Genomic DNA, 13,105 nt, shown 5'->3' with positions numbered 1-13,105 from the left:
TCTATCCCTCAGGCTGGCAGGGGCAGGGCTTCCAATTGCGTCACCAGGTTACTGAGGACATCAAACCCACCCTGCCAGAAAGCGGCGTGCGAGATATCCACCCCGGCTTCGTTCAACACCTGAATGGGGGCCTTGGCGCCGCCTGCCGCAAGGATGCGCAGATAGCGCGGACGGAAGGCCGCCCCTTCACGGCGGTACTGCTGATAAAGTGCCAGCACCAGCAACTGCCCAAACGCATAGGCATAGACGTAGAACGGGGCTTCGTAAAAGTGGGGGATGGAAACCCACTCCCACTTGAACTCTTCGCTTAGTTCCACCGCATCTCCAAACTGCTCACGCAAATTCTCCAGATAAACCGCAGCCAGGTCATCCAGCGCCGCATCCTGGCGGATCATCTCATGCGCCTGGCGCTCAAAGAGGGCAAAAAAGGCCTGCCGCTGAATGGTACCGTAGGCATCGTCCATTTGGCGGAAGAGCAGGTCAGCGCGCACAGCTTCGTCCTGCTCCTCATTGAGCAGGCGGTCCACCAACAGCATCTCGCCAAAAGTCGAGGCGGTTTCGGCCAGGGGTAGGGTCGCATGAAAGGTTAGGACGCTGTGGTGCTCGGCCAACATGGAATGAATGGCATGGCCCAATTCATGTGCCAAGGTGGCCACATCGTGGGCGCGCCCGTTGTAGTTCGTCAGCACCCAGGGGGTCAGGCCGGGCACCGCACTCCAGCAGAATGCCCCCGCACGCTTGCCGTGACGAACTTCAGAATCGAGGTGCCTCTGCTCAAACACACGTTGGGCCAAGCGGGCAATGCGCGGTTCAAAGGTTTCAAACGAATCCAACACCAGCCAGGCAGCCTGTTCAAAGGGGTAGAATTTATCTGCACGGGTCACCGGGGCATAGATGTCGTAACGGCGCAGGCGCTCCACGCCCAACCAACGGGCTTTAAGGCGAAAGAAGCGACGAAAGACCTCAGTGTTGGCACGGCAGACCTCCAGCAAAGTATCCACAACCTCGTCCGGTAGGTCGTTCATCTTATTGCGGGCGGAAATGGGGCTGGGATGCTTGCGCAGGGTAACCTGCTCATTGTACCAATCGCGCACCAGGGCCTGATAAATTTGTGCCAGGATGGGCGCCTCTGCACCGTAGACGCGATACAGTTCCTGGTAGGCAGCGGCGCGCAGGTCCGGGTTGGTTCCGCGAGCATAGGTCATCAGCGCATCGCGGGTGAGTTCCTTTGCTTCCCCATCCACGACCAGTTTGAACACGTAGCGGCTGGTGATAGATTCATACAGGCGCTGCAACGCGCTCTGACCGGTCACGTTTTTAAGGTTGATGATTTTCTCCTCGGGTTCACTGAGGGTATGGGGACGAAAACGCCGCAGGGTCTCCAGCCAGTAACGCCGATCCCCTGAAACCGCAAGCAAGCGCTCCGCAACCGCATCGGGGAGGCCTTTCCACCACAGTTCGAAAAAGAGGGTACGATTGGCCAGTTCGGCTAGGAATTGTTCCACTCGCGCCACCAGGGTTTGGGCAATCAGGTTGCGGGTGTCTTCGCTGAAAAGCAAGTTAGCATAACCATAGAGACGAGAGGCCAGGTCGTGGAGCTGTTCAATCCGATCCAGAATGGCCTGAAACTCACTTTCGGGCAAGTCCTCGCGCAGCGTGGGACGCAGGGCCTCTAGAGCAGCCGTGTGCTCTTCCAGGCGCTGGAAGGCAGCCTCCAGTTCGGGACTTTGCGGATCGGGGAACAGATCCTCCAACGACCAGCGGGTTTGGGTAAAGAGGGCTTCAGTCATGGGGAAACCTCAATCGGACAGGAATCATAAACGTTTGAGCGTGCAGAATAATTCTATTTTACCTAAGAAAGGCGGGGCAGGCAGCCCCCAGCACAGCGTTCAAGCTAATGTCGTCAATTCGTAGCCCAAGGTCGCCTAATGCCCGGTGCAAGGTTTCGGCATGTCCCCTAATCCTCTGGAGCGGTTGCCAACATCACCCATGTCCTACCCCAACCATTTGACTTTTCCCCTTATTCCGGCTATACTAAACACAGACAACGGGGAGCCCGGTGAGGCCGGGCTGAGAGGAGGGCCGTCCAGCCCTCGACCCGCAGAACCTGATCCGGGTAATGCCGGCGGAGGGACGATAGCACGAGGCTACCGCTCATTTTCCCGCCCTCCGCCCTGCTTGGAGGGCGGGTGCTTTTGGAGCACCACTAATGACACGCGCAGTGATCTTTGCCAACGGCGAACTCCCAAACCCTACCGCGGTCGCGGCCTGGCTACAGCCCCAGGATTTCCTAGTCGCCGCCGATGGCGGTCTGGCGCATGTGCGCCGCCTGGGGCGCTACCCGCACCTGCTCATCGGCGATCTGGATTCGGTTGCGGCGGAGCAACTGGCCGCGTTGCAGGTGCGGGGGGTGCGCATCGAACGCCATCCGGCGGAAAAGAACGAGACCGATCTGGAATTAGCCCTTTTATGGGTGGCGCGGGCCGGCTATCGCACCATCCGCGTGGTGGCCGCGCTCGGCGGACGCCTGGATCAGACCTTGGGTAACCTCTTCCTGCTGATGCTGCCGGAACTGGCGGCCTGCGATGTGCGCCTGGACGATGGGGTGCAGGAAGTTTTCCTCATCCGCGACCAGGCGACCATTGAGGGCAAGCCGGGGGAGACGGTCTCGCTGCTCCCCCTCTTGGGCCCGGCACATGGGATCACCACCCAGGGACTGCGCTACCCCCTACGGGGCGAAACGCTCTACCCGGAGCGCACCCGTGGCATTAGCAACGAACTCATCGCCCCGCAGGCTCACATTCGGTTGGAAAGCGGCCTCCTCCTCTGCATCCACACCCACCGCTCCCCGCAAACCCTTATCGGAGGTGTAGGATGAGAACCCTATTTTCACGTCTAACCATCCTGCTGATGGTGCTGATACTAACGTTGGCGGCCTGCGCGCCAGCCACTCCAACTGCGCCCACCGCTCCCCCGGTGGCAACGGCGACAACGGCGGTAACCGCGCTGGTTGAACCCACAACTGCCCCTGTGGCTTCACCTACCCCCGCCGCTCCTACTGAATTGCGCCTGATGACCCACGACTCGTTTGCCGCCAGCGAGGAGGTCATCGCCGAGTTTGAACGCCAATACAACGTCAAACTGGTCATCCTGCCGAGCGGCGATACCGGTGCCATGCTCAGCCAGGCTATCCTGACCAAGAGCGCCCCTCTGGCGGATGTCCTCTATGGCGTGGACAACACTTTCCTCTCCCGCGCCCTGCAAGAAGACCTCTTTGAGCCCTACCCATCTCCGTTACTAACCAACATCCCCTCAGAGTTCATCCTCGATCCGCAGCACCGCGTCCTGCCGGTGGATTACGGGGACGTATGCATCAACTACGATAAGCGCTACTTCGCCGAGCGCAACCTGCCCGTACCGCAATCGCTGGAAGACCTGCTCAAACCCGAGTATAAGGGCTTGCTGGTGGTGGAAAATCCGGCAACCTCATCGCCTGGCCTGGCCTTCCTGATGGCCACCATCGCCCATTTTGGGGATCCGGGCTACCTGGATTTCTGGAAAGGGCTGCGCGAGAACGGCGTGGTCGTAGTCAACGATTGGGAGACGGCTTACTATACTAACTTCAGCGGTTCTTCGGGCAAAGGCCCGCAGCCAATGGTGGTCTCTTATGGCTCCAGCCCGCCTGCCGAGGTGATTTTTGCCGAGCAGCCGCTGGATGAGGCCCCCACCGCTTCTATCGTCGCTCCCGATACCTGCTTCCGTCAAATTGAGTTTGTGGGCATCCTCAAAGGTACATCCAAGCGCGCCCTGGCCGAGAAGTGGGTAGATTACATGCTTGATCGCCGCTTCCAGGAAGACATGCCCTTGCAGATGTTCGTCTTTCCGGTCAACCGCCAAGCCCAATTACCCGAGGCGTTTGTGAAATACGCCCAGATCCCCGAAAAACCGGCCACCCTTGACCCAGCGCTGATCGCCGAGAAGCGCGAAGCCTGGATCCAGGCCTGGACGGACACGGTGCTGCGGTGAGCCCACGCGCGGTTGCTCAGCCTGCCCGCCCAACCCGAGGATGGGCCGCCCTCGGGCTGTGGCTGCTACCTCTGCTCTTCCTGCTTATTTTCTACTTCACCCCTCTGCTCAGCATCTTGCGCCTGGCCGGAGAAGCCCTGCTCCGCGAGGGTCCTTCCCCCGGGCTGTGGGGGCGCCTGCAGCGCCCCCTGGCTTTCACCCTCTGGCAGGCCGGCCTTTCCACACTGCTCACTTTGCTGGTTGGCCTGCCAGGGGCCTATCTATTTGGGCGCTTCACCTTTCCTGGGAAGGGCATTCTACGCGTGCTGACCACCCTACCCTTCATCCTGCCCACCGTGGTTGTCGCCGCTGGCTTCAACGCCCTGATCGGACCACGCGGCTGGTTCAATGTCCTGTTGATGCAGGGACTAGGGCTCAGCGAACCGCCCATCCGCTTGATGCACTCCCTAGGCGCCATTCTTCTGGCGCATGTTTTCTACAACACCACCATTGTCCTGCGCGTGGTGGGCAGCGCCTGGGCACAACTGGATCCGCGCCTGGAACAGGCGGCGCGCGTGCTGGGCGCTTCACCTTGGCGGGCTCTGTGGGAAGTCACCTTGCCCTTGCTCCGCCCAGCCATTCTAGCAGCCACTCTGCTAGTATTCCTCTTCGACTTCACCAGTTTCGGCGTAATCCTGCTTCTGGGAGGGCCGCGCTTCGCCACTCTGGAAGTCGAAATCTATCTCCAGGCCCTGCAAATGCTCAACCTGCCCCTGGCAGGCCTGCTCTCGGTAGTGCAACTGGGCTGCACACTAATCTTTCTATGGCTGTATCAGCGCATCGCGGCCCAGGTCAGCGTCCCTATTGCCCCTCGCGTTCACGGTGAGGGGCTCCACCCGCCCCGCACCTTCGCTGAACGCACTTTTGTCGGGGTCATGCTCACGGTATTGATTGTGCTGCTCCTCTTGCCCATGGCCGCCCTGCCCTTGCGCTCAGTGGCACGCTTGGAGGCCGCCCGCGGCGAGCGCGGTACGGTCACGCCGGGGTTCACCCTGGATTACTACCGTGAACTTTTCATCAATCGCCGCGGTTCCTACTTCTACGTGCCCCCGATTCAGGCGGCGCGCAATTCGCTACTTTACGCGGGTGCCACCATGGGCCTGGCCCTTGGTCTGGGTGGATTAACCACTGCCGCCATGACGCGCCTGCGCCGTCCGCCACGCTGGTTGGATATCCTGCTCATGCTTCCCCTGGGCACTTCCGCGGTAACCCTGGGACTGGGCTTCATCGTCGTCTTCAACCGCCCGCCGCTGATCGCGCGGGATTTTCCGCTCATGATCCCGATTGCTCACACACTGGTGGCACTGCCCTTTGTGGTGCGCACCCTGCAGCCGGCACTGGTTGCCATCCCTGTTAATCTGCGCCAGGCCGCTGCCGTCTTGGGGGCGTCTCCATGGCGTGTGTGGTGGGAAGTGGATTTTCCAATTGTCCTGCGCGCGGTTATCGTGGCAGCAGTGTTTGCGTTCACCGCTTCACTGGGGGAGTTCGGCGCCACCATGTTCCTGGTGCGCCCAGAGTATCCCACCGTGCCGGTAGCGATTTACCGCTTCATTTCCCAGCCAGGGGCGTTAAATTACGGACAAGCCCTGGCCATGTCCACGATTTTGATGATACTATGCGGGCTTGGCGTTGCCGTGATCGAACGCTTGCGCCTGCCGGGGCTGCCCCAAACCTGGTGAGGCTCACCCCACCCGCATCAACAGGCTAATGCTCTCAATGTGGTATGTCTGGGGAAAAAGATCAAACGGCGTCACCTGACGCAAGGTATAGCCAGCCTCCACCAACCGCCGCAGGTCACGTGCTAGGGTGGCTGGATCGCAGGAAACGTAAGCAATGTAAGTGGGTTCCAGGCGGATGAGCGCCTCTAGCGCTGCCGGCGCCATGCCGGCGCGGGGAGGGTCCACCACCACCACATCCGGGCGTACCTCTAGCCAGGGCAACACCTCTTCCGCTGCGCCCTGGTAAAGTGTCACGTGGTCGAACTCATCCAAATTGACCGCAAAGTCCTCACAGGCACTGGGTGAAACCTCCACCCCTAGGCAGCGCCCCACCCGCGGTGCCAAAAAGGCCGTAAACAGCCCCACCCCGCAATAGACCTCCAGCAAGGTGGTTTGCGACGTTAGGGGCAGGATCTCCAGCAAGTGCTGCACCATGGCCGCCGCTTGAGCGGTATTGATCTGGAAGAACGAGGGCGCCGAAACCTTAAAGGGACGCCCCAGCACCTCCATCACCAGGTAGTCCTCGCCGGCCAGCACAATCGTTCCCGCCGGGCTAAGGTGCACCGCCGAAAGGGGGAAGTCCACGCTAAACTCCGGGGGTTGGGGGTCGTGGCTTTCCAAAATCAAGAGCACCTCTTCCCCACTACCCACGCGCAACTCCACCCGCTCCAGACCCGGCAGAGGCTCAAAATCCAACTGTGGCCAGACCTGGTTAAGCACCGGCTCGGGTAGATGACACTCTTGGATGGCCACCACTTGGTGCGAATCGGCGCGATGGTAACCTAGGCGTCCCTGCTCATCCAGGTGAAACTGCACCGTGTTGCGGTAATTCCAGGTGCAGGGGGAAGGCACCAGGGGGCGCAGCGGCGGCTCGGGGATACCCGCTAGGCGCTGAAGTTGCTCGTACAAGATGGCCGCTTTGAGCGCGCACTGCGTGGCGTAATCGGTGTGCTGGTAATGACAACCCCCACACTTGCCAAAGTGCGGGCAGCGTGGCGTAATGCGCTGGGAAGCGGGCTGCAACACCTCGAGCAATTCAGCGCGGGCAAAGGTGCGCTTACTCTCAACCAAACGCACCCGCACCCGCTCACCCGGCAGCCCAAACGGCACAAAGACCGCCCGCCCATCCGGTAACCGCCCCAAGCAGGTGCCACCATAGGCAGGCGAGAGCAGCTCCACTTCGTAAACAGCGCGCCTTAAATCATGTTGACCCAAATGTAGTCTTCCAAGCTCTTGATTTCGGCATCCTTTTCCACCAGTAAGCGCTTGACTACATCTCCAATTGAGATGATCCCAACCAATTGATTATCTTCAAGCACGGGTAAATGGCGGAAACGGTGCTGGGTCATCAAGACCATGCAGTCTTCCACCGTCTGGTCGGGGGTAACATAGTAAACCGGAGAGACCATGATCTCGCGCACCGGGGTGTGCATGGTGATCTGCCCGCTGATGGCCTTGCGAGCAAAATCGCGCTCCGAAAAGATGCCCACAATCTTGCCGCCTTCAACGACCACCACGGCCCCAATGCGCTTCTCAGCCATCAGTTTCAGCGCCTCCAGGACACTTGACGATGGCGTTACATACCACACCTGGCACGATTTATCTTCAAGTAACTGACGGACAATCCCCATGGCCCTTATCCCTAAATGGTGTGCGTGCGGCCGCGAATGTAATTCTCCAAACTCTGGATGGTGATCTCTTTTTCTTCCAGCAACTGTTTGACCACATCGCCAATGGAGATAACGCCAACCAATTGATCGTCTTCCAGCACTGGTAGGTGACGGATGTGCTTGGCGGTCATCAGCGCCATGCACTCTTCCACCGTTTGCTGGGGGCTGACATAATACACCGACCGGGTCATGAAATTACCTACCGGTTCATCCAGCAAGAGCGACTCACGGCTGGCAGCATAACGCGCGTAATCGCGTTCAGAGAAAATGCCCACAATCTTGCCCTGCTCTAGCACCAGCACGGCACCGATGTTTTTCTCGGCCATCAGTTTCAACGTCTCGCGCAAGGGGGTTTGTGGCGTCACCGACCAGACCTGCCGGCCTTTGTTATCGAGCAAGTTCTTGACAATCGCCATCGCTGCGTTCCTCCATCGCGTGGGGTCGAGCCAACTTTACATTGATTATCAACGAAAGCAGCGCTTTGTCAAGTTTTTATGGCGAACCGAATGAAATTTGTCGGTTTTATCTTATTCAAGACCATCGAGTGCCTGGCGCAGATCCGCTATTAGGTCATCGGCGTCCTCCAGCCCCAGCGAGAGACGCACCAGGTTATCCCGGATGCCCAAGCGGCGGCGCTCCTCGGGTGGCACATCGTAATACGACATCAACGCTGGCTGGATGACTAGGCTTTCAGTCCCTCCCAACGAGGGCGAGATATAGGGAATTTGCAGGCGATCAATAAAGCGCGCGGTACGCCAGAGATCGCCGCGCACGGTGAACGAGACGACCCCACCAAAGCCCTTCATCTGTGCTTGGGCCACGGCGTAGTCAGGATGGGAGGGCAAACCCGGGTACCACACCTGTTCCACTTCCGGGTGCCCCGCTAAGAACTCCGCCACACGTTGACCGTTCTCATTGTGACGGATGACCCGCAGACTGAGCGTCTTGAGGCCGCGCAGCAGCAGGTAAGCGTTGTGCGGATCAGGGGTAGCGCCAAGGATATTGTGCAATTCGCGCACTGGGGTCACCCACTCGGCGCGTCCGGCCACAAACCCGGCCAGTAGATCGTTGTGCCCACCCAGATATTTGGTGGCGGAGTGGATGACCAGGTCTATCCCCCAATCCAAGGGACGCAAGTTGAAGGGAGTAGCAAAGGTGCTATCTACGACGCTGATCAACCCGTGGCGGCGGGCAATCTCAGCAAAGCGTTCCACATCCAGGACACGCAGGTAAGGGTTAGTAGGGGTTTCAGAAAGCAAGAGGCGGGTATTGGGCTGGATAGCAGATTCTAGCGCTGCATAATCCCCGAGAGGCACGATCGTGGTGGTAATGCCCAGCCGTGGCAATACCTCCAGACAAAACTGGCGGGTGCGACGGTAACAGTCATCGGTCATGATGAGATGGTCGCCCTGCTGTAAGAGGGCCAGCAGAGTGGTGGTAATCGCCGCCATGCCCGACGCAAATTGAATGGCGGCATCGGCGTGCTCCAGAGCCGCCACGCGCGCCTCACAGGCAGCCACCGTGGGATTGCCATAGCGTCCATACTCCAGCCGGTCGGTGGGTAGCCCGCGCGTGTGCGCTTCTTGATAGGCCACCACCTCCTGGCTGTTGCGGAAGGTGTAGGTGGCCGTTTGCACCAGGGGCTCAATGAGGGCATGGTAGGGCTTACAGCGCGCGCTCCCAGCATGGATGGCACAGGTGGATTCGCCCCATTCTGAGGCCGTGGGGGCATCTTCCAGGGTAGAGAGGGTGGTTGAGGGGATAGAAACTTGAGCCATGGGATCACCTCCAGAGGATTAGGGATAAACAGAACGGGCTGCCTTCGTTGGCAGGCAGCCCGTTGGTTGACTCCACTTGCGTTTCAGGGATAAGGATTTAGATCACTTTTCCCTCCGCAAGCGCTGCCTGCCGGGAAAAGCGGCGCATGACCATCGCCATCATCATCCCCATGGCCATCAAAAGAAATAAAGCAGCGCCTGCGAATTGGATACTCATGCTCTCAATCGTGACCTCTTGCGCCTGATTATAGGCAGAATGCGCCAAAAGTCAATACTATTGGGGCACAAATTTGGAAGCGAATTCGGCAGGAAGGAGAAACCAAGCTGTCAAAGTTGTACAAACCCCGTGGATTCAGCCAAGCCAATGGGGTCTGAGGTGACTGGATTGGAGCCCATCAAGGCGCACGGACGCATGCGTGCCTGCACCCGTTCCACGGGCTGGCAAGCCTCAGCTATCGGCGTTGGCGGTGATCATGTCCTTGTTCCGACTTTTACCCGAGGAGATCTAAAACGATCTTAATGGCGATGCCCCACAGAAGCACACCAATGACCTTTTTCAGTTGGGCGCTGGAGATCTTTGTTTTCATCAACTGGGAACCGACCATAGAACCGCTGCCTGCCATGATGGCCGTGACCCCCACAAACCACGGGTCCAAACTGGTCATAGTGGCATGACCAAGAAATCCAGACAGCGAAGAGAAAACCACCACCAGAGAGGTCGTTCCAGCCGCCACCTTGGTATCCAATCCCAACCAGGTGAGTACCGGCAAGACGAAGTTTCCGCCCCCTACCCCCAGCAGCCCACCGAGAAAGCCGGCCGCACTGCCTGCTCCGATCCCAGAGCCCACCTCAACCAAGCGACTTAAGGGTTGCCCGCGCGGCCTGGCTTTATAGAAAAGCATCATGAACCCTGCAAAGACCAGAAAAGCAGCAAACATGCCCAACAACAGGCTCTTGTTGACCGAAGCCGACAACCTCGCCCCCAGAGGCGAGAGGATTACTGCCATAAGTAACACCGGTAGCCCCACCCGCCAGTTAATCAGCTGACCACGCCAGTAGTTAACAGCAGCAAACGCCAGGCTAACCACATTGAGCAGCAAAGCGGTGGGAGTAGCTTCGGCCAGGGGTATCCCCAAGTAATAAAACAAGGGGACGAACAAAAAGGCAGCCCCCAAACCGGCCATGCCTAAAAGACCCGAAAACACGAAAACCAGGAGCGCACTGATCACATAAGTGGTCATGGACATAGGGGGCCCCTCGCAGCGTGATGTTCTGATCTAAACAACTTGCCCCTTCAGCACCCTTAGCAATACCAGCGCGATCCGGTTCAAGCCGCGATAACGACTTTCTCACCAACGATCAAAACAGCGGTCACCATCACGTCAGAAAAGCAATCTGCTAAAGCCTGCACCCAACGGCGATCTCGCCTCGCTTCCCCCGTGCCGGCAGTGGGGGAGCCAATCCCCCACTGCCTAAAGGGATTAGCCGGATTTACTCGCTCTTAATCATCGCTTCGATGGCCGCAACCGCCTGTTCGGTGGTCATATTGCGAATATCCACCCCTTGGATATTGTTTTTATCGAAACCGGCAGCCTCCAGCGCATCACGGAACATCTTGACCTGCATGGTCGGATCGCAAGCGGCGATGTACAATTTATCGGTCATATCGCCCTTGAGCAAGGTGGTGAGGAACTTATCCCCATCGGTAGAGCACAACTGCGGGTGAATGGCCACATAATCAATCAAATTCTCACGGCGAATCGCATTGGCCACGTCAAAGATATTCATTTTCTGAAAAGAAGGGCAAGTGCCCTGACATACACACATCAACAAACCTTTTTGAGCCATGTTGACCTCCTATTGTTTGTGATTATCGCCAAAATAAGTGATGGCATCATTGGGACAAATCTTCGAACAGCCCCGACAGAATTCGACGCAGTTTTCGGGATTTACCACCAGGGGGTGGAAATCCCCGGCCACATATACCCCATTAGGGCAGAAATCCACGCAACTGTTGCAATTTGCACACAACGCTTCATTGATAATGGGATACCAGTTTTGAGCCATTGGGTCCTCCATAAGAGATAGATGTCATGATTGGGGGTTTAGATCTTGCGCGCCCCCATTCGGGCGGGCTTTACCTCGACTTGCCATAGTGGGCTCGACATTTCGTGGGCACAGGGCGATTTTTTCCTCCTAGATGAAACTTGGAAAATTCCTGATGTGGCTCACACTGCCTCAACCCTTCACAATAAATGCAATGATCTAGATGGGCAGTTTCCACGCCTGCTCAACACATCCAATTTATTTTTCGGTTAGAGGCCTAAAAAATTGGCCTCGTGGCTTTTTAAGGAAAGCCTTCCCTCACATAATATTCAAACTATCGAATGCCAATTTTATCTTCTACTTCCAAGTCGTCAATAGTGACAATTGTCACCAATCGCCCGTCACATTTGCATTTTGGATTAGGCAGGACCAACCAAATGCGTGCCTGCGAGGATGACTCGCTACGTCAACCCACTTTCAGAACCGGAGGAGAGGAATCGCCTCCGCGCATTCGCGACATGGTAAAGAAGGATCGTTCCCACCCGCAAAGGGAAGGGTAGTAAATTCAGGTTTGAAAGATTGCGCAAAACCAAAGTTGCAAAAAGAGCAACCCAACAGTTGGTGTTAGCAGAAACGGCTGGACGTGTAAGACCCCTTGCCCGAGATCCCACCTTGGTAATTCTCCGCATGTACACCCAGCAACAAGACGGTTTTGCCTCTGTGCTATGAGGGTCGCCACAAGAAGTTTTACTTTATACAGACATCTCGCCTGGATCCTGGGTAAGCGCAAAGAGATTTTTGCTGTGCTTCGCTGGCCGGTCTTGGAATTTCCGATGTTACTGTTTCATCTTGCCCAAATAATAATTCGGACAAGCCAACTGCTCTCATGGCTTTCTTTTGGAGTATGGGCAAAATGTTCTCAAAGCTCTCAATATCCTGATGGCGAATATGAAAAATCACAATGTCACCATTTTGGACTTCCTCTACTTCCTTGTAGTTGGTCTTATGGGATGTACTCCAATTGGCAGACCACATAACAGGGATGATGTTCCTCTCCCGACATACGCGCAAGAAGTTTTGGCTCAAATCACCATATGGGGGACGAGCAAATCGTATGCTTACCTCTCTGCTCATCACCATTGAAAGCGCCATGTTCCAATTGTCAAAGTCTGCAACCGTCTGTTGGTAACCCAGATTGCTTGGCATTGCGTGATCATAGCCATGATAGCCAATCTCGTGACCCTTAGCAAGAAATCTTTGCCATAATTGCTGGCATTTTGAAAACGTATTCAACAATGCAATACCCGTAGGAAAGAATGTAATATGGACCTCAGGGTTTTGGTCCAAAATATTCTCTAACCCACACAGGAGTTCGTAGTCGTAACAATCATCGAACGTTAAGGCAATCGCCTGCTTATCTCGACCCCCATGCCAGATAGCTCCCCCTCCATAAAGTTCATCCATAAGAGGCTCAACAAAAGGATAACAGATCAAGGTTAATGAGAGTTTTAGAAAATGTCGGCGGGATATATTCGACATTACAACATTCACTCATTCCCCAAAAGCGAGCTAACAGCAGGCTCAACTGACAGGCGGGAGATTTGGTGAAAAAAGCCCGGGATAGAACCTATTGAAAGCCCTGAATCCCTAAAAGCAAAAGCCTTTACCCCACCCGCCTAATACAACGGTATTGGCTAATTTTTACGCTGTGTGGTACCCCTCCAAAGCAAGATAGCCCCACCATAAACGCTCGCTTATAGAAAGCCGATCTACATGATTTTTGCAGAAAAGTGCACCAATTACAACATCTTTGCAAAGCAAAGGAGGA

General features: G+C 56.8%; 12 protein-coding genes and 1 riboswitch. Of the genes, 3 read left to right on the top strand and 9 right to left on the bottom strand.

Translation table 11 applies throughout. The features are described 5' to 3' along the window. Positions 1-8 precede the first annotated feature (8 nt). On the bottom strand, positions 9-1,790 hold the full coding sequence (locus Q0721_RS07665; protein ID WP_299027797.1) for a M3 family oligoendopeptidase: 1,782 nt from the start codon (positions 1,788-1,790) through the stop codon (positions 9-11). 248 nt (positions 1,791-2,038) lie between these two features. Next, positions 2,039-2,150: riboswitch (TPP riboswitch) on the top strand. A gap of 59 nt (positions 2,151-2,209) precedes the next feature. On the opposite strand from Q0721_RS07665, the gene Q0721_RS07660 reads away from it, so the two are divergent. The 3 genes from Q0721_RS07660 to Q0721_RS07650 are packed head-to-tail and all read left to right on the top strand — an operon-like array spanning position 2,210 to position 5,744. Continuing rightward, on the top strand, positions 2,210-2,878 hold the full coding sequence (locus Q0721_RS07660) for a thiamine diphosphokinase (protein ID WP_299027794.1): 669 nt from the start codon (positions 2,210-2,212) through the stop codon (positions 2,876-2,878). After that, positions 2,875-4,026 carry a thiamine ABC transporter substrate-binding protein gene (locus Q0721_RS07655; RefSeq protein WP_299027791.1) on the top strand — a complete coding sequence of 384 codons (1,152 nt, stop codon included), beginning with the start codon at positions 2,875-2,877 and terminating at the stop codon, positions 4,024-4,026. Before Q0721_RS07660 ends, Q0721_RS07655 begins: the two co-directional genes overlap by 4 nt. Continuing rightward, positions 4,023-5,744: an iron ABC transporter permease gene (locus Q0721_RS07650; RefSeq protein ID WP_299027789.1), complete on the top strand. Its 1,722-nt coding sequence runs from the start codon at positions 4,023-4,025 to the stop codon at positions 5,742-5,744. The genes Q0721_RS07655 and Q0721_RS07650 overlap by 4 nt, the downstream gene beginning before the upstream one ends. A gap of 3 nt (positions 5,745-5,747) precedes the next feature. Here the strand turns inward: Q0721_RS07650 and Q0721_RS07645 are convergent, their stop codons facing one another. The 8 genes from Q0721_RS07645 to Q0721_RS07615 all read right to left on the bottom strand — a co-directional run bounded on the left by Q0721_RS07645 (position 5,748) and on the right by Q0721_RS07615 (position 12,741). After that, positions 5,748-6,998: a class I SAM-dependent RNA methyltransferase gene (locus Q0721_RS07645; protein ID WP_299027786.1), complete on the bottom strand. Its 1,251-nt coding sequence runs from the start codon at positions 6,996-6,998 to the stop codon at positions 5,748-5,750. Beyond that, positions 6,980-7,414 carry a CBS domain-containing protein gene (locus Q0721_RS07640; protein ID WP_299027782.1) on the bottom strand — a complete coding sequence of 145 codons (435 nt, stop codon included), beginning with the start codon at positions 7,412-7,414 and terminating at the stop codon, positions 6,980-6,982. The genes Q0721_RS07645 and Q0721_RS07640 overlap by 19 nt, the downstream gene beginning before the upstream one ends. A gap of 11 nt (positions 7,415-7,425) precedes the next feature. Beyond that, positions 7,426-7,869, bottom strand: a complete 444-nt coding sequence (locus tag Q0721_RS07635) for a CBS domain-containing protein (RefSeq protein WP_299027780.1) — start codon at positions 7,867-7,869, stop codon at positions 7,426-7,428. Between the two features lie 111 nt (positions 7,870-7,980). Beyond that, the gene (locus Q0721_RS07630) at positions 7,981-9,231 is read right to left on the bottom strand and encodes an aminotransferase class I/II-fold pyridoxal phosphate-dependent enzyme (protein WP_299027777.1); all 1,251 of its coding nucleotides are present in this window, start codon (positions 9,229-9,231) and stop codon (positions 7,981-7,983) included. Between the two features lie 491 nt (positions 9,232-9,722). Then, entirely contained in the window at positions 9,723-10,478 is a 756-nt protein-coding gene (locus tag Q0721_RS07625; RefSeq protein ID WP_299027775.1) for a sulfite exporter TauE/SafE family protein, read from the bottom strand. A 244-nt stretch (positions 10,479-10,722) separates the two neighbouring features. Next, entirely contained in the window at positions 10,723-11,079 is a 357-nt protein-coding gene (locus Q0721_RS07620) for a hypothetical protein (protein WP_299027774.1), read from the bottom strand. Positions 11,080-11,088: 9 nt separating this feature from the next. Continuing rightward, positions 11,089-11,298 (bottom strand): 4Fe-4S dicluster domain-containing protein, encoded by a 210-nt coding sequence (locus Q0721_RS12375; RefSeq protein WP_366519202.1) that lies wholly within the window; start codon positions 11,296-11,298, stop codon positions 11,089-11,091. A 726-nt stretch (positions 11,299-12,024) separates the two neighbouring features. Then, positions 12,025-12,741 (bottom strand): polysaccharide deacetylase family protein, encoded by a 717-nt coding sequence (locus tag Q0721_RS07615; RefSeq protein ID WP_299027773.1) that lies wholly within the window; start codon positions 12,739-12,741, stop codon positions 12,025-12,027. Between the last annotated feature and the right edge of the window lie 364 nt (positions 12,742-13,105).

Origin of the sequence: uncultured Thermanaerothrix sp. (assembly GCF_938028735.1) — a bacterium.
Classification (GTDB): domain Bacteria; phylum Chloroflexota; class Anaerolineae; order Anaerolineales; family Anaerolineaceae; genus Thermanaerothrix.
Note: the sequence above shows the minus strand (reverse complement) of the source record. Positions and strands in the feature narration are given on the sequence as shown.